The 21199-nt window shown below is 46.5% G+C and carries 26 protein-coding genes; 24 read left to right on the forward strand and 2 right to left on the reverse strand.

Features of this window, described 5'->3' with window-relative positions:
• Window positions 1–4: 4 nt before the first annotated feature.
• The 21 genes from rsmD (at window position 5) to AC9UH7_RS02895 (ending at window position 18554) form a co-directional block, all read left to right on the forward strand.
• Entirely contained in the window at window positions 5–574 is a 570-nt protein-coding gene (gene rsmD, locus AC9UH7_RS02795; protein WP_509594757.1) for a 16S rRNA (guanine(966)-N(2))-methyltransferase RsmD, read from the forward strand.
• A gap of 39 nt (window positions 575–613) precedes the next feature.
• Window positions 614–1093: a pantetheine-phosphate adenylyltransferase gene (gene coaD / locus AC9UH7_RS02800; protein WP_509594759.1), complete on the forward strand. Its 480-nt coding sequence runs from the start codon at window positions 614–616 to the stop codon at window positions 1091–1093.
• A gap of 3 nt (window positions 1094–1096) precedes the next feature.
• Window positions 1097–1576 carry an ATP synthase subunit B family protein gene (locus AC9UH7_RS02805; RefSeq protein WP_509594762.1) on the forward strand — a complete coding sequence of 160 codons (480 nt, stop codon included), beginning with the start codon at window positions 1097–1099 and terminating at the stop codon, window positions 1574–1576.
• Complete coding sequence (locus AC9UH7_RS02810; RefSeq protein ID WP_509594764.1) at window positions 1569–2162, forward strand: YceD family protein; 594 nt, start codon at window positions 1569–1571, stop codon at window positions 2160–2162. The genes AC9UH7_RS02805 and AC9UH7_RS02810 overlap by 8 nt, the downstream gene beginning before the upstream one ends.
• 67 nt (window positions 2163–2229) lie before the next feature.
• Window positions 2230–2403: a 50S ribosomal protein L32 gene (rpmF, locus tag AC9UH7_RS02815; protein WP_509536443.1), complete on the forward strand. Its 174-nt coding sequence runs from the start codon at window positions 2230–2232 to the stop codon at window positions 2401–2403.
• 10 nt (window positions 2404–2413) lie between these two features.
• Window positions 2414–3091: a ribonuclease III gene (rnc, locus tag AC9UH7_RS02820; protein WP_509594766.1), complete on the forward strand. Its 678-nt coding sequence runs from the start codon at window positions 2414–2416 to the stop codon at window positions 3089–3091.
• 40 nt (window positions 3092–3131) lie between these two features.
• Window positions 3132–6668, forward strand: a complete 3537-nt coding sequence (gene smc / locus AC9UH7_RS02825) for a chromosome segregation protein SMC (protein ID WP_509594769.1) — start codon at window positions 3132–3134, stop codon at window positions 6666–6668.
• Window positions 6669–6679: 11 nt separating this feature from the next.
• Entirely contained in the window at window positions 6680–7516 is an 837-nt protein-coding gene (ftsY, locus tag AC9UH7_RS02830) for a signal recognition particle-docking protein FtsY (protein ID WP_509594772.1), read from the forward strand.
• Window positions 7517–7633: 117 nt separating this feature from the next.
• Window positions 7634–8941 carry an ammonium transporter gene (locus tag AC9UH7_RS02835; protein ID WP_509594775.1) on the forward strand — a complete coding sequence of 436 codons (1308 nt, stop codon included), beginning with the start codon at window positions 7634–7636 and terminating at the stop codon, window positions 8939–8941.
• Between the two features lie 2 nt (window positions 8942–8943).
• Complete coding sequence (locus tag AC9UH7_RS02840) at window positions 8944–9282, forward strand: P-II family nitrogen regulator (protein ID WP_509594777.1); 339 nt, start codon at window positions 8944–8946, stop codon at window positions 9280–9282.
• 27 nt (window positions 9283–9309) lie between these two features.
• Window positions 9310–10740, forward strand: coding sequence for a signal recognition particle protein (gene ffh / locus AC9UH7_RS02845; protein ID WP_509594780.1), 1431 nt, complete (start codon window positions 9310–9312; stop codon window positions 10738–10740).
• A 163-nt stretch (window positions 10741–10903) separates the two neighbouring features.
• A complete protein-coding gene (rpsP, locus tag AC9UH7_RS02850) occupies window positions 10904–11434 on the forward strand; it encodes a 30S ribosomal protein S16 (RefSeq protein ID WP_509594782.1) in 531 nt (176 codons plus the stop codon).
• A 2-nt stretch (window positions 11435–11436) separates the two neighbouring features.
• Entirely contained in the window at window positions 11437–11676 is a 240-nt protein-coding gene (locus AC9UH7_RS02855) for an RNA-binding protein (RefSeq protein WP_029018952.1), read from the forward strand.
• Between the two features lie 2 nt (window positions 11677–11678).
• Window positions 11679–12179 carry a ribosome maturation factor RimM gene (gene rimM, locus AC9UH7_RS02860; protein ID WP_509594785.1) on the forward strand — a complete coding sequence of 167 codons (501 nt, stop codon included), beginning with the start codon at window positions 11679–11681 and terminating at the stop codon, window positions 12177–12179.
• Window positions 12176–12844 (forward strand): tRNA (guanosine(37)-N1)-methyltransferase TrmD, encoded by a 669-nt coding sequence (gene trmD, locus AC9UH7_RS02865; protein WP_509594788.1) that lies wholly within the window; start codon window positions 12176–12178, stop codon window positions 12842–12844. The genes rimM and trmD overlap by 4 nt, the downstream gene beginning before the upstream one ends.
• 21 nt (window positions 12845–12865) lie before the next feature.
• The gene (locus AC9UH7_RS02870) at window positions 12866–13588 is read left to right on the forward strand and encodes a class II glutamine amidotransferase (protein WP_509594791.1); all 723 of its coding nucleotides are present in this window, start codon (window positions 12866–12868) and stop codon (window positions 13586–13588) included.
• A complete protein-coding gene (gene miaB, locus AC9UH7_RS02875) occupies window positions 13585–15006 on the forward strand; it encodes a tRNA (N6-isopentenyl adenosine(37)-C2)-methylthiotransferase MiaB (RefSeq protein ID WP_509594793.1) in 1422 nt (473 codons plus the stop codon). The genes AC9UH7_RS02870 and miaB overlap by 4 nt, the downstream gene beginning before the upstream one ends.
• Window positions 15003–15899 carry a tRNA (adenosine(37)-N6)-dimethylallyltransferase MiaA gene (gene miaA / locus AC9UH7_RS02880; RefSeq protein ID WP_509594796.1) on the forward strand — a complete coding sequence of 299 codons (897 nt, stop codon included), beginning with the start codon at window positions 15003–15005 and terminating at the stop codon, window positions 15897–15899. Before miaB ends, miaA begins: the two co-directional genes overlap by 4 nt.
• Before the next feature lie 5 nt (window positions 15900–15904).
• Entirely contained in the window at window positions 15905–16702 is a 798-nt protein-coding gene (gene dapF / locus AC9UH7_RS02885) for a diaminopimelate epimerase (protein ID WP_509594798.1), read from the forward strand.
• Entirely contained in the window at window positions 16695–18158 is a 1464-nt protein-coding gene (gene hflX, locus AC9UH7_RS02890) for a GTPase HflX (protein WP_509594801.1), read from the forward strand. The genes dapF and hflX overlap by 8 nt, the downstream gene beginning before the upstream one ends.
• 99 nt (window positions 18159–18257) lie before the next feature.
• On the forward strand, window positions 18258–18554 hold the full coding sequence (locus AC9UH7_RS02895; protein WP_029168537.1) for a DUF4193 domain-containing protein: 297 nt from the start codon (window positions 18258–18260) through the stop codon (window positions 18552–18554).
• Between the two features lie 10 nt (window positions 18555–18564).
• On the opposite strand, the gene AC9UH7_RS02900 is transcribed toward AC9UH7_RS02895, so the two are convergent.
• Window positions 18565–18996 (reverse strand): DUF3093 domain-containing protein, encoded by a 432-nt coding sequence (locus tag AC9UH7_RS02900; protein ID WP_509594805.1) that lies wholly within the window; start codon window positions 18994–18996, stop codon window positions 18565–18567.
• A 41-nt stretch (window positions 18997–19037) separates the two neighbouring features.
• Between AC9UH7_RS02900 and AC9UH7_RS02905 the strand changes: the two genes are divergently transcribed.
• The 3 genes from AC9UH7_RS02905 to AC9UH7_RS02915 are packed head-to-tail and all read left to right on the forward strand — an operon-like array spanning window position 19038 to window position 20682.
• Window positions 19038–19622 (forward strand): PaaI family thioesterase, encoded by a 585-nt coding sequence (locus AC9UH7_RS02905; RefSeq protein ID WP_509594808.1) that lies wholly within the window; start codon window positions 19038–19040, stop codon window positions 19620–19622.
• 2 nt (window positions 19623–19624) lie between these two features.
• On the forward strand, window positions 19625–20068 hold the full coding sequence (gene dut, locus AC9UH7_RS02910) for a dUTP diphosphatase (RefSeq protein WP_509594811.1): 444 nt from the start codon (window positions 19625–19627) through the stop codon (window positions 20066–20068).
• Window positions 20065–20682, forward strand: coding sequence for a DUF3159 domain-containing protein (locus AC9UH7_RS02915; protein WP_509594814.1), 618 nt, complete (start codon window positions 20065–20067; stop codon window positions 20680–20682). Before dut ends, AC9UH7_RS02915 begins: the two co-directional genes overlap by 4 nt.
• Here AC9UH7_RS02915 and AC9UH7_RS02920 read toward each other — a convergent pair.
• Window positions 20679–21199, reverse strand: a 521-nt coding sequence (locus AC9UH7_RS02920; protein WP_509594817.1) for a potassium channel family protein, incomplete at its 5' end; no start/stop codon positions are given. The two genes, AC9UH7_RS02915 and AC9UH7_RS02920, sit on opposite strands and share 4 nt — an antisense overlap.

Here is a 21199-nt window from a genome sequence, read left to right on the forward strand (position 1 = left end):
GACGTTGAGAATTATTGCTGGTGTTGCAAAGGGAAGAATTCTTGGGGCTGTGGCCGGTGCAACTAGACCCACATCTGATCGCGCTCGTGAAGGACTTTTCTCCTCGCTAACTTCTGAGTTTGGAACTTTTGAGGGGCTACATGTTCTAGATCTCTTTGGTGGATCTGGGGCAATTGGACTGGAATCACTTTCTCGAGGCGCAACTTCAGTTCATATTGTTGAGAAAGATGAAGAAGCTCAAAAAACCATCGACAATAATTTTGAAATTGTTAAAAAGTCCAATCCCAGCGGTAAGTTTAATTTATTCGGAATGAGTGCAGAGCGATTCCTCAAGGATGCGCCTAAAGACAAATACCATCTTGTCTATATTGATCCTCCCTATGATTTTTCTAATCAAGCAGTAGAAGATGTATTGAGCGCACTCCATGATTATGAATTTCTCAGTAGTGATGCTTTTGTCGCAGTGGAGCGCACAACACGAGGGGCGCAATTTATCTGGCCAGATGCATATGTGCCTGCGCGGGAGCGGAAATATGGGCAGGCGACCATTTATTACGCCAATTACCAGCCTTAAGAATGGATAACTGGGCTCAGTATTGCTAGCGTTTGGCACATGAAGCGCGCAGTTTGCCCGGGATCCTTTGATCCCATCACATATGGTCACCTCGACATTATTGAGCGCGCTGCCCAGCAGTTTGATCATGTGGTGGTGGCTGTTCTTGAAAATCGCACTAAATCAAGTCTTTTCACAGTCCCAGAACGCATCGCAATGATTACAGAAGTGACAGCTAAGTTTTCCAACGTTTCTGTGGATTCTTGGAGTGGACTGCTCGTTGAATATTGCAAAAGCAATTCAATTCAGGCCATAGTTAAAGGTTTAAGAGCTGTTACTGACTTTGATTATGAGTTGCAGATGGCCCAGGTCAATTTGCAGGGCTCTGGGGTTGAAACAATGTTTATGGCAACTTCACCCACACATTCATTCTTGTCATCATCTCTTGTGAAGGAACTAGCCCATTACAACGGCGATGTTTCAACCATGGTTCCACCATCAGTAAATGAAGCACTTAAAGCTCGAGTAGCGGGGAAATAGAAAATGGATTCAGTAGAGAAGTTAACGGCAGCGATTACATTAGTTGAGGAAGCACGCGGTGTTCCACTTTCTGCAAGTTGTGTTGTCCATAGAGCAGAGATGTTAGAAATTCTAGATGAAGCCCGTGAATCACTTCCAACCGATTTTGAGTCAGCACGAAAGATTATTGATACTCGAGAAGCGATAATTGAGGAAGCACGAGTGAGCGCAGAGCAGATGATCGCTATTGCGCGAGAAGATGTTGCTCAAATGGTTGAACAAACCTCTATTGTTCAAATTGCTCGTGATGAAGCTCGTAAGATTTTGGATGATGCTCGTGAAACGGCGGAACAAGAAAAGCAAGAGGTTGAAGAGTACATAGATGGACGCCTGGCAACCCTTGAAGTAATCCTGAACAAGACGATGGATGCGGTTTCTCGTGGACGTGGTCGTCTTGCCGGTGCAAATGACAAGGATGTCTTGTCGCAACTTGCCGATGAGTAAAGCCCCAGATACTTTCAAACTCAACACTTACGAGTTGCCTCGTCGTGCTGGCGAGATGAAAGAGTATGAATTAGACATCGTAATGAGTGAAAGATTTGGTGTTGAGCTCATTTCTGTCCCAGCAGGAGAAGTAATCGAAGTTGATGTTCGCCTGGAATCGGTCACTGAGGGTGTTTTGTTGAGCGCTGATGTGTACGCAGTTGCACAAGGTGAGTGCATACGGTGCCTAGACCCCCTTGAAATTGTGATCGAACGCAAAATCCAGGAGTTGTATAACTATGAGCCAACAAATGAACGTGGAAAAAAGAAAAAGAGTTCCTCGGAGGATTTAACAGCCGAGGATCTTGATGTCGCAGATGAGTTAATGATGGATGGGAACATTCTCGATCTAGAGACCCCGATTCGAGATGCCGTTGTCCTGTCATTGCCGACAAACCCCTTGTGTAGCCAAGAATGCCTCGGCCTCTGCCCTGAATGCGGGGGTAAATGGGCTGACCTGCCTGAAGACCACGCGCACCAAGTAATTGATGCCCGCTGGGCCAGCCTTGAGGGCCTTACTCTCGAAGACCCCGATTTCAAGATTTAGCCTTTTTAAGGGATACTTACCCTCTGCAGCCCAGTGGCTGCTCAAGGATTGAGAAGAGGTTCGAACAGTGCCAGTACCAAAGCGAAAAATGTCGCGTTCAAAGACGCGCTCACGACGTAGCCAGTGGAAAACTACTGCAGCCTCACTATCTACTTGCGGACAGTGCCAGCAGCCTAAGTTGCAGCACACAGCATGCCCAACGTGCGGTACTTACAACCGTCGCCAGGTATTAGAGGTCTGATCTGAGTTCAATGCTCAGTGAGCAGCTGGGAGTAACACTCGATCCAGCTTTGCTTGAGTTGGCCTTTACCCATCGTTCATTTGCCTATGAATCTGCAAGTAAAGAAACTAATGAGCGCCTTGAATTTCTTGGTGATTCTGTTCTTGGTTTAATTGTTACCGAAGAACTCTATAAACGTTATCCAGATTTTGATGAAAGCCGACTGTCGCCATTACGTTCTGGTGTTGTCAATATGCGCGCGCTCGCAGACATCGCGCGTGGATTAAATCTTGGCCAATATATTCGTCTCGGAAAAGGCGAAGAGGTTACTAATGGGCGGGATAAAAACTCACTACTTGCCGATGCTCTTGAAGCATTGATTGGCGCTATTTATTTGCAATTCGGTTTTGAAACCTGCACACAGATCGTTCGCAGATTAATCACTCCAACTATGGACTCAGCTGTTGCACGTGGTGCTGGACTCGATGGAAAGACAGCGCTACAAGAGTTAGCCGCATCGCTTGGTAAAGGTGCTCCTGAATATATTGTTAGTGAAGATGGCCCTGACCACGACAAGAATTTCACCGCAGTTGCGATGTTGAGCGGTCAAGTTATGAGTGAAGGCACTGGAAAGAGCAAGCGAGAAGCCGAACAAGTAGCCGCGCGTGCGGCCTACGAAGCGCTAAAAACCGCCTTTCCACAAGCCTAAATTCGTTAAAAACGCGCTCCTGAGACGATAGGTTTACCGCGTGTATTTGAAGAGTATGACGCTCAAGGGCTTTAAGTCCTTTGCTTCGGCGACCACCCTTCGTCTAGAACCCGGGATCACGTGTGTAGTTGGTCCTAATGGTTCCGGTAAATCAAATGTCGTAGATGCCCTTACCTGGGTTATGGGTGAGCAAGGCGCAAAGTCTTTACGTGGCGGAAAGATGGAAGATGTCATCTTCGCTGGCACAAGTGGGCGCGCACCATTAGGGCGTGCCGAAGTTTCGTTAACTATTGATAACTCAGATGGCGCACTTCCTATCGATTACACCGAAGTAACAATTTCCAGAATTCTTTTCCGCAATGGACAAAGTGAATACCAAATAAATGGTGAAGCATCTCGTCTTTTAGACATTCAAGAACTTTTGAGTGATTCAGGTATTGGTCGCGAAATGCACGTGATCGTTGGGCAAGGTCAGCTTGATGCAATCTTGATGGCAACACCTGAAGAGCGACGTGGATTTATTGAAGAAGCTGCCGGTGTACTCAAGCACCGTAAGCGTAAAGAGAAAGCGCTCCGCAAATTAGATTCAATGCAAGCAAATCTTGCTCGCGTGCAAGATTTAACAGTTGAACTACGACGTCAACTACGTCCACTTGGCAAACAGGCTGAAGTAGCAAAGAAGGCAGCAACGATTCAAGCTGATTTGCGTGATGCGAAACTTCGATTGTTAGCCGATGACTTTATCTCTATGTCAAAAACGCTTGAACTAGAAGTTGCTGATGAAACCGCATTGCGCGAAAAACGTTCTGCAGTTGAGACCGAATTAGACTCAGTTCGACGTCGCGAAGAAGCACTTGATGCACAAGCAGCATATGAAGGACCGTTATTGGTTGCTGCACAAGAAACCTATTACAACCTGAACTCTTTGCGAGAAAAATTCCGTGGCACACAAAGCCTTGCGCAAGAGCGTTCACGCTTCCTTAATGAAGAAGCAGAAGAGGCACGAACTTCTGGCCGGGATCCAGAGAGTTTAGATAAAGAGGCAGCGGCATTACGCCTTGAAGAGAGTGAACTTCGTGCAAATGTTGTTTCTGCCCAGCAAGCCTTAGCGCAGGCATCATCACAATTAATCGCAGCAGAAGCCGCGTTAAAAAGTGATGAGGACACAATTGCAGCGGCTATGCGTGCTATTGCAGATGCTCGAGAGGGAACTGCCCGACAAGAGGGTCACATCAAGTCTTTGCATGCACGACTTGAAGCAATTGCTGAAGAAATTGAACGCCTCACTAAATCTCGAGACGATGCGCAGGAACGTGCCGATAAAGCACAACGTGAACATGCTTCATATGAATTAGAAATTGCTAGTGCTGATTCTGGCGAACTTGGGCTCGACTCATTATTTGAAGGCACTAAATCTGAACTCGATAACGCAAAATCTAAGGTAAATGAATTAGTAGATGCTGAGCGTGGGGCAGATCGTGAGCGCAATGCCATTGAGGCAAAGCTCGAAGCAATTAAATTGACCTCACAGAATCGCGACGGGGCCTCGGCACTGCTTCGTGATTCACGTGGAGTTTCTATTCTGGGAAGCATCGCTAGTTTGATTGAGATAGACAGCGGATGGGAATCTGCTGCAGCGGCGGCACTTGGGTCACTTGCAGATGCCGTTGTAGTACAAGATCTATCTTCAGCTGTTACAGCGCTTACAACTTTGCGCAGTGAAAATCTCGGGCAAGCAGATGTGCTGATCTATGAACCAGGGCAGAGCAACCAAGGCGGTGTTCCTTCAGGATTGACTGCGCTATCAGCCCATATTCGTTCCAACACAATTGGCGATCTACTTTCATCATTACTTGCCTCAACAGTTGTTGCAGATAATGCCAACGCTGCTGAAGCAATTTTACGATCACACCCATCGGTAACAGTTGTCACGCGAGAGGGCGATGTAATCTCTCGAAGCCGAGCCCGCGGTGGTTCAAAATCTTCATCTTCTCTCATAGAAATTAAAGCTCTGATTGATGGACTTGAGAGCAAGTTGCAGGAAGTCACCCACAACTGCGATCGACTAAAGTTTGAGATTTCAACAGCAACAACTGAACTTGCCTCACGTCAAAGTGATTTTGATCTTGCACTTTCTAAGCTCAATGAATCAGATGCTCGCATCGCAGCTCTGACTGAACAATTAGCGGTTTCAGGTCAAAACATGAAATCTGCGATGGCAGAGGTTGAGCGCCTCAATACATCAATTAATCAGGCCTCTGCAGCTAAATCTCGCGATGAGGGCGAAATTGTCATCGCACAGAATCAATTGCAACAGCGTGGTGAAGTAGCAGAGCCGGATCACTCACATGCAGAAGATTTGCGTAATCAAGTATCAGTATCTCGAACCACCGAAGTTGAAGCACGATTGGCTGTTCGAACTATTGAAGAACGAGTCAATTCAGTAGGAGCTCGAGCATTAGCACTTGAGCAATCAGCCCAAGCAGAGCGTGATGCATCAGAGCGCGCGATAGTTCGCCGCAGTGCACGTGCACGTGCTGCTGTTATCTCACAGGCAGTTGCAGAAGCGGCATATGAAGTTCTCATTCATATCGAGCGTTCAATTGCAAAAGCTGGTGCAGAACGTGGACGACTAGAAGAGTCTCGTGCAGCGCGCGAAGGTGAAACATTGACTGTTCGTACTCGCGGACGCCAATTGACCTCTGAACTTGAAGCGTTGACAACTAGTGTTCATAAAGATGAGATCGCACGCGCGGAACAAAGACTTCGTATTGAAACTCTTGAAACAAAAACAGTTGAAGAGTTTGGAATTGATACAACAACATTGGTCAATGAATACGGCCCAGACAAAGATGTTCCAACATTCCACGAAACTGATGATGGTGAGATAGTTGCAACTGAATTAGTCCCATACCGTCGTGATCAGCAAGAAAAGCGCCTTGCATCAGCTGAGCGCTCTTTGAACTTGTTAGGCAAGATTAATCCGCTAGCACTTGAGGAGTTCACCTCACTTGAAGAGCGTCTTAAGTTCTTGGCTGAACAACTTGAAGATTTGAAGAACACCAAAAAGGATTTACTAGACATCATTAAAGAAGTTGATGATCGAGTTCAATCAATCTTTATGGAAGCCTATACAGAAACAGCAAAGCACTTTGAAGATATTTTCGCTCGCTTGTTCCCAGGTGGCGATGGACGCTTGATCCTTACAGATCCAGATAATCCATTAACGACAGGTGTTGATGTTGAAGCTCGCCCACCTGGAAAGCGTATTAAGCGCCTTTCTTTGCTCTCTGGTGGAGAGAAGTCTCTAACGGCTGTTGCCATGTTAGTTGCGATCTTTAAAGCACGTCCAAGCCCCTTCTATGTTCTAGATGAAGTTGAAGCAGCACTTGATGATGTCAACCTTGGACGCTTACTTGTGGTTCTGGAAGAGCTTCGAGAGAGTTCACAGTTGATCATCATTACTCACCAAAAGCGCACAATGGAAATTGCTGATGCGCTCTATGGCGTGACAATGCGTGGCGATGGTGTTACCGAGGTAATTTCTCAGCGCCTTCGTGAATCTGACGCTAGCTAAGGTTTAGTTCGATGGGTCTTTTCAGTAAGTTCATCGCCAAGATAAAGGGCACAAATGACTTTTCATCTGCCGATTGGGCTGAGCTAGAGCAAGAACTTTTAGCTTCTGATTTAGGCCCTACCCTCACTAAGAACTTTCTCGAAGCAGCAAAGAAAGTTAAGAGTGAAAACGCGGAGTTGGCTTTGACTGAGATATTGATGGGGAGTCTTTCGAAAAACTCCCATGAACCTGTGTTAGTTGCAGGCACTACGACAATTATGGTTGTTGGGGTTAATGGAACAGGAAAGACAACCTCTGTGGCAAAACTTGCTTCTCATTACAAGAATGAAGGAAAGAGTGTTGTGCTTGCAGCGGGGGATACCTTTCGCGCTGCTGCAGTTGATCAGTTAAAAACCTGGGGAAGCCGTATCGGAGTGTTAGTTGTTTCGGGTAAAGATAATGGCGATCCGGCATCTGTTGCATTTGATGGCGCAAAAAGTGCACATGAATCTGCAAGTGACATATTTATTATTGATACGGCTGGCCGGTTACACAACAAGAATGATTTGATGGCAGAACTGAGCAAGGTTAAACGTGTCGTGGAAAAGGTCTCACCGATCAATGAGGTTCTGCTAGTTATTGATGCAACGACAGGTCAAAATGGCTTACAGCAAGCAAAGATTTTTACTGAATGCGTAGAAGTCACAGGCATAGTTCTAACAAAGCTAGATGGCAGCGCTAAAGGTGGGGTCGCACTCGCCATTGAGGCTGAATTAGGGATTCCGATCAAGTGGGTTGGTACGGGCGAGTCTGAGTCAGATTTTGCCCTCTTTGACGCTCACAGCTACATCAAGGGCCTGTTGGCGTAACCCAGATTTAACAAAAAAGGAGTTTTTGTCACGCTCCTGAAACCGTAAGAGCGATATTTCGTAACTGCGCTGCTAGAAGGTTTGGCCATCTCAAGGGCGAGAACTTTTTTAATCTTTATGAAAGCAGATGCGACTATGGAAGAGACTGTTTTAAATACTGGCGACACAGCCTGGATGTTAATTAGTACTGGTTTAGTTGTTTTAATGATTCCGGGGCTTGCGCTCTTTTACGGTGGCATGGTTCGCGTAAAAAGCGTACTTAATATGATGATGATGTCATTTGGTGCTCTCGCAATTGTTTTTGTTCTGTGGATTGCCTTTGGGTTTTCAATGGTCTTTGGAGACTCTGTTGATGATAAAGGTCTAATCGGAGATATCGGCCAGTTCACATTCTTGAAAGGTTTAGATAACTCGACAGCACTGATAGGAACTATCCCAGCTGCTGTCTTTATCGCATTCCAGGGAATATTTGCCGCAATTACAGTTGCATTAATTTCGGGTTCAATTGCAGATCGTGCAAAATTTGGTGCATGGATGGTCTTTGCCGGAATCTGGGCAACCCTTGTTTACTTCCCAGTCGCACACTGGGTTTTCGCTTTTGATGACTTTGTAGCAAAGACTGGTGGCTGGATTGCAAACGATCTTGGAGCACTCGACTTTGCTGGCGGAACTGCTGTTCACATCAACGCAGGTGCTGCCGGATTAGCACTGGCTTTCATTCTTGGAAAACGCGTTGGCTTCGGAAAAGTTCCAATGCGACCACACAGTTTGCCTTTGGTAATGCTTGGCGCTGCGCTTCTATGGTTTGGCTGGTTTGGTTTCAATGCTGGATCTGCGATTGCATCAAATGGAACCGCTGGCTTAGCTCTGCTCAATACGATTGGCGCTACCACAGCTGCTGTCCTAGCCTGGCTGCTAGTCGAAAAACTTCGAGATGGACATGCGACAAGTCTTGGTGCGGCATCAGGTGTAGTTGCAGGACTTGTTGCAATTACTCCGGCTTGTGCCTTTGTCGGTGCAAGTGGTGCGCTTTTGATAGGCGCAGTTGCGGGCGGACTGTGTGCACTTTCAGTAGGTCTTAAATTCATGTTGGGGTATGACGATTCACTCGATGTTGTTGCGGTGCACCTTGTAGGTGGAATTGTGGGAACAGTGATGATCGGCTTTGTTGGCGTGGACGTTGGCCTATTCAATGGGGGCGGAACAGAGCAACTTGTGAAGCAAATTGTGGGCGCAGCAGCGGTGCTTGCCTATTCATTTGTGGCAACTTTGATAATTGGAAAAATTGTGGATCTGACAATTGGTTTCAGAATCACAGAAAATCAGGAGCTCACAGGTATCGACATCGCAATACATGCCGAGCCTGCATATGAGTTATCAGACAATAGCCAAGGCAGTGTCTATGAATTCTCGAGAGGGGCATAAGAATGAAACTCATCACCGCGATAATAAAGCCGTTCAAATTAGAGGATGTTAAGAATGCGCTGCAAAGTGCAGGGATAACAGGAATGACTGTTTCAGAAGCAAGTGGATTTGGTCGCCAAGGCGGGCACACAGAGGTGTATCGGGGAGCTGAATACACCGTTGACCTGATCCCAAAGGTTCGCCTTGAGGTGCTTGTTAATGACAGTGATGCTGAGGCAATAGTTGATGTGATCGTGAAGGTAGCCTCAACTGGATCTATTGGTGATGGAAAGGTTTGGACATCTCCAATTGACCAGGTGATTCGTGTGCGCACGGGTGAACGAGGCTCTGAAGCAATTTAACAGGGGTTGAAGTACTCTTCGGTTCTTATGTTTGAGTCACTGACATCGCGCTTTGGTGGTGCATTCTCGTCCCTTCGCTCAAAGGGCAAGATTTCTACATCAGATATCGAAACTACCTGTCTAGAGATTCGACAAGCACTTCTTGAATCTGACGTAGCACTCTCTGTTGTTGATGATTTCATTGCTGAAATTCGTCAAAAATCTTTGGATGCTTTGCCAACATTGCAGTCAGGCTCTAACCAAGCAAATGCGATCTTTGAGATTGTAAATGCGAGCCTGATTGAGATTCTTGGGGGACAGGCGCGAAGAGTGCGCTTTGCCAAGAATCCTCCAACGGTCATCATGCTTGCTGGTTTACAAGGTGCTGGTAAAACTACTTTGGCTGGAAAGCTCGCAAAGTTTTATGCTGATCAAGGCAATACACCGTTGTTAGTTGCTTCAGATCTGCAACGCCCTAATGCTGTTACACAGTTGCAGGTGGTTGGTGAATCTGTCAATGTTCCAGTCTTTGCCCCTGAACTTGGCAACGGACAAGGTGATCCGGTCAAAGTGGCCAAAGCTGGTATTGAGTTTGCAAAATCAAAGTTATACAACATGGTTATTGTCGATACTGCAGGACGACTTGGTGTTGATGAAGATTTAATGAAACAAGCATCTGAGATTCGGGATGCCGTTAATCCAGATGAAATCCTTTTTGTCGTAGATGCCATGATGGGTCAAGATGCTGTTAGAACTTCACAAGCATTCCTAGATGGTGTTGGTTTTGATGGAGTTGTACTGACTAAGCTAGATGGAGATGCCAGAGGCGGCGCAGCGCTATCTATTGCGTCTCTGACAAAGCGTCCAATCATGTTCGCATCAACTGGTGAGAAATTGCATGAGTTCGATATCTTCTATCCAGAACGCATGGCTTCTCGAATCTTGGGCTTGGGTGATGTTGCAACTTTGGCAGAGCAGGCTAAGAAGGCCTTTGATACAGACACATCTGCAAAGCTTGAAGCAAAGTTTGCAAGCGGTGAGGATTTCACTTTAGAAGATTTTCTAGATCAACTGCAGGCAATGTCAAAGATGGGCAACATGTCTAAGTTATTGGGAATGCTTCCCGGGGCTGCTCAGATGAAAAAGCAGATTGAAAATTTTGATGAGGGTGAGATTGTTCGGACTAAAGCAATAGTTCAATCCATGACGCCTGCAGAGCGCCGAGAGCCAAAGCTTCTCAATGGCTCACGCCGTGCGCGCATCGCACTGGGTTCTGGCCGCAAGGTCTCTGATGTAAACAATCTGGTGGATCGCTTTACTGCGGCACAAAAGATGATGAAGCAGGTCCGAAACGGTGGAATGCCTGCTGGAATGCCCCCTGGGATGGCGATGCCTGGTTTGCCCAAGGTAAGCAAGCCAATAAGTAAGAAGAAGTCCAAATCCGGTAATCCAGCTAAGCGAGCGTTAGAACAGGGCTAGTAACCCTCGATTTCGCATCTGGCCCCTTGGATGGCAGAATTAGCAACCTGTTGAAGGGGCCCTCTACCCCCAGCAACATCCACAATTCGATAGTCATATGAATTGATCGCGCACCCCGCTGCGATTGATACGCATGACACACATTTACAGGAGTACAACTTTCTTGGCTACAAAAATTCGTTTAATGCGCATGGGCAAAATCCGCACACCATTTTTCCGCGTTGTTGTTACAGATGCGCGCAAGGCACGTAATGGTCTATCAATTGAAGAAATTGGTCGCTACGTTCCAGGACAAGATCCATCAATCATCGAGATCAACTCAGAGCGTGCTCTGTACTGGCTCGGCGTTGGTGCACAGCCATCTGAAGCTGTAGAGGCTTTGCTAAAGGTGACTGGTGATTGGCAGAAGTTCAAGGGTCTTCCAGGAACTGAAGGAACTCTTCGCGTTGCAGCACCTAAGCCATCAAAGGTTGTTGCTTACGAAGCAGCGATGAAGGCTGCTGCTAATGAACCTGCAGAAGGTGCAACAACATTGAAGAAGAAGGCACAGGAGAAGCTTGCAGCTAAGGCAAACCCTGTTGTTGAAGAAGCCCCAGCAGCTGAAGCGGTTGTTGAAGAGACTGTTGAAGCAGTGGTTGAGACTCCAGCTGAGGCTGTTGTTGAAACACCAGCGGCAGAAGCGGCTGCAGAGTAACCATGATGGATGAAGCCCTAGAGCATTTGGTCAAGGGAATCGTCGATAATCCTGATGATGTTGTCGTCTCTGAAAAGAGCGGTCGTCGCGGAACAACTTTAGAGGTTCGAGTTAACCCTGAAGATATCGGCAAGGTCATTGGTCGAAATGGTCGCACAGCAAAGGCACTTCGTACCGTTGTTAGTGCGCTCGCAGGACGCACAGTGCGCGTCGATCTCATCGAGACCGACGAAGCTCGATAACAATGCGCTTACTCGTGGGGCGAATTGGTCGCGCTCACGGAATTCTTGGTGAAGCGACGATAGAGGTTCGAACAGATGAACCTGATCGTCGCTTTGCCATTGGTGCCTCTGTACAAACAGATTCCAATGGTGAATTAAAGATCATCTCTGGTCGTGTTCATAACGGCATTTTACTGTTGGGCTTTGAAGGTATTTCTGATCGCAACGGAATAGAAAAATTGCGTAATACATTGCTCTATGCCGAAGTCGATATCAATGAACCCAATGAGGATGATGAGTATCACGTAATGCAGTTAATAGGCTGCGCTGCAGTTCTAGAATCTGGTGAGGTATTTGGTGAGGTTACCGATGTCATCAATTTGCCAGGTCAAGATCTACTTGCGATCAAAACAGTACAGGGCGAGCAGCTCATTCCCTTTGTGCATCAGTTAGTTCCAACTGTAGATATCTCCAACAAGAAAGTGGTGGTTATTCCACCAACAATTACGGGGGAGATGGCATGAAAATTGATGCGGTAACAATTTTCCCTGATTACTTTGCGCCCCTACAACTTTCCTTACTAGGCAAAGCACAAGAACAGGGCTTGATTGAAGTAGGAATTCATGACCTGCGTGCTTTTTCAACGGACAATCACAACACCGTTGATGACACTCCTTATGGTGGGGGAGCAGGAATGGTTATGTTGCCTGAGATCTGGGGCGCTGCACTAGATCCACTAATGACTCCAGAAACAGATCTCATTATTCTGACACCGGCTGGAAAGCGTTTTGATCAGCCTATGGCGACAAAGTTCTCACACTCACAGCATTTAGTTTTTGCATGTGGTCGATATGAAGGAATTGATGATCGAGTACGCCAACATTATGAATCAAAGAACTATCGCGTGCATGAAGTTTCGATCGGTGACTATGTACTAGGTGGTGGTGAAGTTGCCTCCCTTGTGATGATTGAAGCGATTACCCGTCTGATTCCTGGTGTGCTTGGAAACCCAGAATCCTTAGTAGAGGAGTCACATAACCAAGAGGGGTACTTGGAGTATCCAAACTTTACAAAGCCTTCAACCTGGCGTGATCTAGAAGTCCCAGCGATATTGCTCAGCGGCAATCATGGTGAGATCGCAAAATGGCGCGCAGCACAAGCACAAGAGCGTGCCAAGAAGAATCTCTAGGCTTGAAGTAGAGTTGCCACCATGTGCAGATTGCTAGCCTTTTCATCGCTGGAACGTAAAAGTTTTTACGACGTCGTAGGTACTGAGTTCGACAAGTTTGTCGCTATGTCATCAGAGCATAAAGATGGATGGGGTTATGCCCACGATGGTGAGATTCTGAAAGATGTAATTCCTGCTCGTGAATCTGAGGCGCTCTCTCGTGCGAGCTCTGAAGTACTAACTGATGGGGCACTTCTTCACTTGCGTCTTGCTTCAAAGGGAATAACTGTCAATATTGATAACAACCATCCCTTTACTTATGGGACTACAACTTTCATGCACAACGGCACCATCCGACCTGGAAACACGGCAGAACAGTTCATTGCAGATAAGTACAAAGGATTTCTTCAGGGCACTACTGATAGTGAGCGTTTCTTCTATGCCTTGCTCTCTCAAGTTGATGAGCATGGATTAGTAGAAGGCGTCCGTTCGATTGTCAATATGATCCGTAGCATCGCGGACTACACCGCCCTGAACATCATGGTGCAAACACCGGATACTTTGATTGCTGTTTGTGAGTTCAATGAAGCAAACAAGTCCGAGTGGAGCGCTGAGGATCATTACGAACTTCGTTTTACAAAGCGCGGCAGTGACATGATTGTTGCTTCAACTGGCTGGGGAAATACTGACTGGAATCATTTAGATAACCACCAAATGCTCGTGGTTGATCGTTCGACTTTAGAGTATTCAATTTCTTCTCTATGACCCGCACCTACACAGTCGAAACCTACGGCTGTCAGATGAATGTCCATGACTCCGAGAGAATCGCAGGGTTATTGGATGAGGCGGGCTATATACCTGTCGTGCAGGGAGAACAAGCAGACATTGTTGTTTTTAACACCTGCGCGGTGCGAGAAAATGCTGACAACAAATTGTATGGAAATTTAAGTTTCCTAGCTCCAATCAAAAAATTGAATCCCAATATGCAGATCGCTGTTGGTGGATGCCTTGCACAAAAGGATCAGGCGACGATTATCAAGAAAGCTCCTTATGTTGATGTTGTTTTTGGTACTCACAATGTTGGTTCTTTGCCAGTCTTACTCGAGCGCGCACGCATTGAAGAAGAGTCCCAGATCGAAATTTTAGAAGCTCTAGAACATTTCCCTTCAACCTTGCCAGCACGTCGCCTTTCTGCGTTTTCATCATGGGTATCAGTTTCAGTTGGCTGCAATAACACTTGTACATTTTGCATCGTTCCCACGCTACGTGGAATTGAAAAGGATCGCACCGCAGCAGATATCTTGACTGAAGTGAAGACCTTGGTAGATCAAGGGGTTATTGAAGTAACTCTGCTTGGACAAAATGTGAATGCATACGGGGTTGATTTTGGAGACCGCCACGCCTTTGCCAATTTATTGCGCGAATGCGGCCAGATAGAGGGGTTGGAGCGAGTTCGCTTCATGTCTCCTCATCCTAGAGATTTCACCGATGATGTAATCGATGCAATGGCACAGACTCCAAATGTGATGCCACATCTGCATATGCCACTTCAATCAGGATCAGATCGCGTTTTGCAGCAGATGCGCCGTTCATACAGATCTGATCGCTACTTAGGAATTTTAGATCGAGTTCGTAACGCTATTCCGCATGCGGCAATAACAACTGACATTATCGTTGGCTTCCCAGGTGAGACGGAAGAGGATTTCCAAGCAACATTAGATCTTTGCACCACTGCGCGATTTACCGCCGCATACACTTATCAATATTCAAAGCGCCCTGGCACACCTGCTGCCACTATGCCCGACCAGATCGAAGCGGATGTCGTTGCAGATCGATATACACGCTTGCATAATCACCAGCAGGCGATCTCGTTGTCAGTTAATCAAGAATCTATTGGTAGCCAGCATAAAATTTTGGTGGGAGATTATGAAGGTCGCCGTGATGAAGCTCAGTCACGGTTAACGGGTCGAAGCGAAGATTTCCGATTAGTGCATTTTGACAATAAGTTTGTTGCGCGCCCTGGTGATGAGGTAACGGTAACAATCACAGATGCATCAGCTCACTACTTAATTGGAGACCCTCTCTCAGTTCGTCAGACACGAGGGGCAGAAGCTCATGCTGCACGGATCGCACAACCTGGACCTGCTACAACAATGCTGGGAATACCAACGGTCAAGCGATGAAGTTGATTGTCATCTGTGGTGCAACAGCCACCGGCAAAAGTGATTTAGCGGTAACTCTGGCTCATGAAATAGATGCAGAAATCATTAATGCTGATTCAATGCAACTGTATAAAGGCATGGATATTGGAACTGCAAAAATCACAATGGAAGAGCGCAAGGGTGTTACCCATCATTTGATGGATCTATTAGATGTCACCCAAGATGCCAATGTCGCTTGGTATCAAGAAAATGCTAGGGCTGCGATTTCGGAAATACATGGTCGTGGCAAGAATGTCATCATTGTTGGGGGGACAGGCCTCTATATCAAGGCAATTTTGGATGAGCTCAATTTTCCGGACACTGATCCAGTTGTTCGCGCCGCATTAGAGCTGGAGTTTGCCACACAAGGTATTGGCCCACTTTTTGAAAGATTAGAGAAACTAGATCCTGCTGCTGCCCTTGCCATTGATAAGGCGAATTCACGTCGCGTGATTCGCGCACTTGAGGTAATCAAGATTACAGGGAAGCCATTTACTGCAAACTTGCCACGAGAAGAGAGCTCTCGCTACCCACATGCTCAACAATTCGGACTGGTAATGGACAGGGATTTACTTTCCGAGCGAATTTCAAATCGTGTGGATCGAATGTGGGAACAAGGCTTAGTTGCTGAAGTAGAAAAATTGATGGTTGCAGGAATTACTAAAGGTGTTACCGCCCAACGTGCCCTGGGATATGCCCAAGTAATTGCTCAGATTGAAGGAAAAGTGACTGAAGAAGAGGCAAAAGAAGAGACCAAACGGGCGACAAGACAATACGCGCGGCGACAAGAGACGTGGTTCTCTCGCGATGAGCGCATTACCTGGATCTCTCCCTCACAAAATGCTCTCCAGTGCATTCTCGAATCGATAAACTAACAACAATGATTGCAACATATGGCCACGGTACAGAGAATGATTTCGTCCTTGTATTTGATCCAACGGATGAGAATTCGATAACGACTGCTCAAACTGCGGCGATATGTAATCGCGAAACCGGCATCGGTGCGGATGGATTAATCCGCATTGTTAAACGGGATGCTAAATGGTTCATGGATTATAGAAATTCCGATGGATCACTCGCTGAAATGTGCGGTAATGGGATTCGGGTAATGGCTAGATATCTCGTTGAAAGAGGCCATCAGCCTGAAGGAATTTTTGCCATCAACACACGTGATGGGATCAAGCATTTGCGCGTTCCACTGAAAGATGACATTTCAGTCAACATGGGGCAAGTAACCGATGAAGGCGAAGCAATTACGGCAGCTACAAATGGGCGCATTTGGAATGGCTATAACATCAGTGTTGGCAATCCTCACGCCGTGGTATTTGTCGATGATATGTCTGAGGTGGGCGCTCTTGATATTGCACCGGTAGTGCGTCCCCTGGATTCATATCCAGAAGGTGTGAACGTTGAATTTGTGAAGATTCTTGAAGGCAACACAATTGCAATGAGAGTGTTTGAACGTGGTTCAGGTGAAACTCGATCATGTGGAACGGGCACCTGCGCCGTTGCACTTGCTGCAACACTGCATACAAATGCCAAGCTGCCCGCAACCTGGATTATCACACCACCTGGCGGCAGATTAGAAGTTTCAATCGATGGTCATTCAAATGCCACCCTCACTGGACCAGCTGTGTTGATTCGTGATGTTGATATCTCGAGGTTCTTGGTTGAGTAAGGATTTTGATGACGAATTCGAGTCATTACTACGCGAAAGCGCCCGAGTCGCTGCCGAATATGATGCCAGCGAAGAAGATGATCTAGGCGATCAATCTCAAGAGTTAGAAGAGCGCCATGCGCTTCGCCGAGTTAAGGGTTTCTCAACAGAGCTCCAAGATATTTCTGAGGCTGAATATCGTCAACTACAACTAGAACGTGTGGTGTTAGTTGGCGTGTGGACTGAAGGAACGATCAAAGATGCTGAAAATTCACTGGCAGAGCTAAAAGCATTAGCAGAGACAGCTGGATCTGAAGTTTTAGAAGGACTCATTCAGCGTCGAGATAAACCAGATCCCGCCACTTATATCGGTTCAGGAAAAGTCATAGAACTAAAGCAAGTTGTTCAGTCAACAGGTGCTGACACTGTTGTTTGTGATGGAGAGCTTTCTCCTTCTCAACTGCGCCAACTAGAAGATAAGTTGAAGGTTAAGGTTGTTGATCGCACGGCTTTGATCTTAGATATTTTCGCCCAGCACGCAAAAAGCAAAGAAGGTAAGGCGCAAGTTGAACTTGCTCAGATCGCATATTTGTTGCCACGTCTTCGTGGTTGGGGAGATTCACTGTCCCGACAGGTGGGTGGTCGCGCAGCAGGTGGTGCGGGTATTGGTGGACGTGGACCAGGTGAAACCAAGATTGAAACAGATAGACGTCGCATCCGTGACAAGATGGCAAAACTTCGACGCGAGATTGCGGAAATGAAAGTTTCCAGAGATACAAAGCGACAAGAGCGCCGTCGCTTTAATATTCCCTCTGTTGCAATTGCTGGATATACAAATGCAGGCAAATCCTCATTACTCAACAAATTAACAAATGCAGGTGTATTAGTTGAGAACGCTTTGTTTGCCACTTTAGATCCAACTGTGCGTAAATCTGAAACTGCCGATGGGCGTGTCTACACTTTAAGTGACACCGTTGGCTTTGTTCGCCATCTTCCACATCAGTTGATTGATGCCTTCAAGTCCACGCTAGAAGAAGTATCTGAATCTGATTTGATTGTGCATGTCGTCGATGGTTCACATCCTGATCCATTTGAACAAATTCGAGCGGTTAGATTAGTAATTGATGAAATCGGTGGCAAAGATATTCCCGAAATCATCGCAATCAATAAGGTTGATATTGCAGATCCTGAAGTCATTATGGAGATATTGCGAAAAGAGCCGAATAGTTACGCATTCTCGGTCCGCACAGGATTTGGAATCGAGGGGCTACTCCATGCAATCGAGAGTTCCCTGCCTAGGCCCTCGGTAGAGATTAATGTTGTGATTCCATATGATCGAGGAGATCTCGTCCATGCAATTCACGAAAGTGGTGAAATCTTTTCGGAGCAGTATTTGCCAGGGGGAACTGCAATTCACGCCCGAGTAAATGGGGGATTGGCTCAAAGAATCGAGAAATCCCGCATAAGTGGGGAATAACACCGACACGCCGCGCGTTATAACCTACATAACCCAGTTAAATGCGCCATGATGCGCCCGAAAGCAGTTACGTGCACATATTGAAAGGCGGTGAGAGCAATGGCAACAGATTACGACACACCCAGAAAAACTGATGAGGAACTTCATGAGGAGTCTCTAGAAGAACTCAAGGCCAAGCGTGTTGATGCTCAATCCGGTCAGATCGATGTTGATGAGGCAGAGGCTGCGGAAAATCTTGAGTTACCTGGTGCAGATTTATCAGGCGAAGAGCTAGCTGTCCGTGTTGTTCCTAAGCAAGTTGATGAGTTCACATGCTCACGCTGCTTCTTGGTCCATCACATTACTCAACTAGCAAAAGGCGAAGGTGCTAAAGCTGTTTGTAAAGAGTGCAACTAAATCTAGGTCTTTAGTTTTTTAAAGCTTTGATTAACTCTGCTCCGCGATTACTACTAATGAGCCAGTATGGCGTTTTATCTCGGGTGTCATTAATTGCAACCTTGACTCCCTTAGATGCCCAAAATCTAATCGCAAGGAAAGCTTGTGGATCTGCATCGCGGGTTCTTGCTAATCGGATTGCTTGAGCATCTAAATCAACGCACTGGTCTATAAAACTTAAATGAATATGCGCCTTGCCAACACGAAGCTCTTGCTCATCAACTTCGATAGTCAAAGATGTCGCAATGTAGAGCCAAACGATTGCGGCAGATACTGCGGCAAGTGCGATTAACCCAGCGTTGTCTCCAAGGGCAGACCAGATGGAAATTACTAGAGTGAGCATGAAGAAGTAAATGATGGCCAAAAGCCAGAGTGGTGCACGTATCACTTCGCGGTAACGCATGGGAGTTACCGTATCGGATATGAAGGCTGTAACCTTGCGATATGGCTAGGATTCCAAGCACAACCGCTCCGGAGGGATCACCTCTTCCAGAACGTCATCCGCAAGCACCCGCTGCTGGTTCAAAAATTCCTTCTCATTTTGGGCATTGCTTTGGTTGTGGTGAATTGCATCCCACTGGATTACACCTAGTTGCATATTCAGGTGAAGGTTTGGATATCTCTGCCGAATTTACAGTCACAGAAAATCATCAAGGCGCACCGGGATTAGCTCATGGCGGACTTTTGTCTCTTGCCTTTGATGAAGCGCTTGGAAAATTAATGTGGTTGCTTCGGGCACCTGCGGTAACTGGACGTTTAGAAACAGATTTCATCAAGCCAGTGCCAATGGGTAGCACCCTTCACATCACTGCAGAGATCACTGGCCAGGTAAACCGCAAGGTTTATACCTCTGCTATTGGTCGACTTAATTCGCCAGATGGAGAAATAGCGGTGAGGGCTGCAGCGCTTTATATAATTGTTCCCATGGATCACTTCATGAATAACGCACCTAAAGAGTATTTAGAGCAAATGGCGAAGACTCCAGAATTGATGGCTTTTGTTGACCCAACTTTTGAGATAAATCCATAGCAATGAGCCACGTGCAGGTACTGATCACCCGTTTGGACCCTTCAGTTCCGCTGCCTAACTATGCAAAGGGCGGCGATGCTGGCGCAGACCTTGTTACTCGAGTTGATGTGACCCTGCAGCCGGGGGAGCGGGCCTTGGTTCCTACAGGTATCGCAATTGCCTTACCAGATGGTTATGTTGCATTAGTGCACCCGAGATCTGGATTAGCAATCAAGCACGGTGTAACTATGGTCAATGCCCCTGGAACAGTAGATGCTGGATATCGCGGCGAACTGCAATGCATCATGATTAACCATGACTCTAAGGAAGCTATAACTTTTCACAAAGGTGATCGAATCGCTCAGCTGGTAATTCAAAAAGTAGAACGTGCAGAGTTTGTTGAGGTGCAAGAATTGCCAGGTTCAGGACGCGGGACTGGTGGTTTTGGTTCGACGGGTAAATCATGAGTCAACATGCTGAAGACCGTGACAAAGTTGTTAACGCTTTAGGCGGAAAAAAAGGCCTGATTGATTCGGGTGTGCCAGCGGTTGTTTTCTTGGTTGTTTTCAACTTAACAAAGGAAGTCAACACCGCCATCTGGGCAGCTCTTTCACTCTCGATTACATTAGCAATAGTCAGATTGATCATGAAAGATACGATCCAGCATTCTGTTTCTGGAGTTATCGGAGTCTTGATCTGCGCATATTTTGCGAATCGCAGTGGAAACGCATCAGATTTTTACATCCCAAAACTTCTTACAAATCTGGGCTACGGAACAGTTTATTTGATTGCAAATCTTGTTGGTTGGCCAATCCTTGGTCTGGTTCTTGGTCCTTTGTTGGGCGAAAACCTCACATGGCGCAACAATCCTGCTCGGAAGAAAATGTATATAAAAGCAAGTTGGATTTGGGTTGCGATGTTCTTTCTGCGAATTGCGGTTCAATATCCAATTTACAGGAGCGGAAACGTCAATCTGCTGGGAACGGTTAACTTAGCGATGGGATATCCATTATTCTTTGCAACTGCATATGCAACGTGGTTAGTCATCAAGGCTGGACCACCTGCACAAAAGGTATATTAAGAGATAAAGCAGGCTTTAATCTGAGCCTCGGCGTCAGCAGATGCAACAAAGAGCAATTCATCTCCTGCAGCAAAAACATCATGTGCCTTTGCAGTAATCACACGACCATCTCTGACTATGGCTGCAATTGCTGCGTTTTCAGGCAGCTCAATCTCTTCCACAGTCTTTCCAATACATGCTGAGCCATCTGGCAATGTGAGTTCGACAAGGTTTGCTTGGCCTTTTCTAAATGAGAACAAGCGAACAACATCGCCCACACTTACTGCCTCTTCAACAAGTGCGGAAATGATGCGTGGTGTGGACACTGCAACATCTACGCCCCATGATGAATCAAAGAGCCATTCATTCTTTGGATGATTAATTCTGGCAACAACTCGAGGCACGCCATATTCAGTCTTACCAAGTAGTGATGTCACAAGGTTTGCCTTGTCATCACCTGTTGCTGCTACTAGTACTTGGCAGTTGTTCAGGTGGGCGTTATCAAGGGATGTGATTTCACAAGCATCAGCCATCAGCC

This window comes from Candidatus Planktophila sp., from assembly GCF_044348745.1.
Classification (GTDB): Bacteria; Actinomycetota; Actinomycetes; order Nanopelagicales; family Nanopelagicaceae; genus Planktophila.

Excerpts from the sequence above, each read along its gene's own strand:
- coaD (WP_509594759.1), top strand. The coding sequence starts at position 614 with ATGAAGCGCGCAGTTTGCCCGGGATCCTTTGATCCCATCACATATGGT.
- AC9UH7_RS02805 (WP_509594762.1), top strand. The coding sequence starts at position 1,097 with ATGGATTCAGTAGAGAAGTTAACGGCAGCGATTACATTAGTTGAGGAA.
- AC9UH7_RS02810 (WP_509594764.1), top strand. The coding sequence starts at position 1,569 with ATGAGTAAAGCCCCAGATACTTTCAAACTCAACACTTACGAGTTGCCT.
- rnc (WP_509594766.1), top strand. The coding sequence starts at position 2,414 with ATGCTCAGTGAGCAGCTGGGAGTAACACTCGATCCAGCTTTGCTTGAG.
- ftsY (WP_509594772.1), top strand. The coding sequence starts at position 6,680 with ATGGGTCTTTTCAGTAAGTTCATCGCCAAGATAAAGGGCACAAATGAC.
- AC9UH7_RS02835 (WP_509594775.1), top strand. The coding sequence starts at position 7,634 with ATGAAAGCAGATGCGACTATGGAAGAGACTGTTTTAAATACTGGCGAC.
- AC9UH7_RS02840 (WP_509594777.1), top strand. The coding sequence starts at position 8,944 with ATGAAACTCATCACCGCGATAATAAAGCCGTTCAAATTAGAGGATGTT.
- ffh (WP_509594780.1), top strand. The coding sequence starts at position 9,310 with ATGTTTGAGTCACTGACATCGCGCTTTGGTGGTGCATTCTCGTCCCTT.
- AC9UH7_RS02855 (WP_029018952.1), top strand. The coding sequence starts at position 11,437 with ATGATGGATGAAGCCCTAGAGCATTTGGTCAAGGGAATCGTCGATAAT.
- rimM (WP_509594785.1), top strand. The coding sequence starts at position 11,679 with ATGCGCTTACTCGTGGGGCGAATTGGTCGCGCTCACGGAATTCTTGGT.
- trmD (WP_509594788.1), top strand. The coding sequence starts at position 12,176 with ATGAAAATTGATGCGGTAACAATTTTCCCTGATTACTTTGCGCCCCTA.
- AC9UH7_RS02870 (WP_509594791.1), top strand. The coding sequence starts at position 12,866 with ATGTGCAGATTGCTAGCCTTTTCATCGCTGGAACGTAAAAGTTTTTAC.
- miaB (WP_509594793.1), top strand. The coding sequence starts at position 13,585 with ATGACCCGCACCTACACAGTCGAAACCTACGGCTGTCAGATGAATGTC.
- miaA (WP_509594796.1), top strand. The coding sequence starts at position 15,003 with ATGAAGTTGATTGTCATCTGTGGTGCAACAGCCACCGGCAAAAGTGAT.
- dapF (WP_509594798.1), top strand. The coding sequence starts at position 15,905 with ATGATTGCAACATATGGCCACGGTACAGAGAATGATTTCGTCCTTGTA.
- AC9UH7_RS02895 (WP_029168537.1), top strand. The coding sequence starts at position 18,258 with ATGGCAACAGATTACGACACACCCAGAAAAACTGATGAGGAACTTCAT.
- AC9UH7_RS02900 (WP_509594805.1), bottom strand. The coding sequence starts at position 18,996 with ATGCGTTACCGCGAAGTGATACGTGCACCACTCTGGCTTTTGGCCATC.
- AC9UH7_RS02905 (WP_509594808.1), top strand. The coding sequence starts at position 19,038 with ATGGCTAGGATTCCAAGCACAACCGCTCCGGAGGGATCACCTCTTCCA.
- dut (WP_509594811.1), top strand. The coding sequence starts at position 19,625 with ATGAGCCACGTGCAGGTACTGATCACCCGTTTGGACCCTTCAGTTCCG.
- AC9UH7_RS02915 (WP_509594814.1), top strand. The coding sequence starts at position 20,065 with ATGAGTCAACATGCTGAAGACCGTGACAAAGTTGTTAACGCTTTAGGC.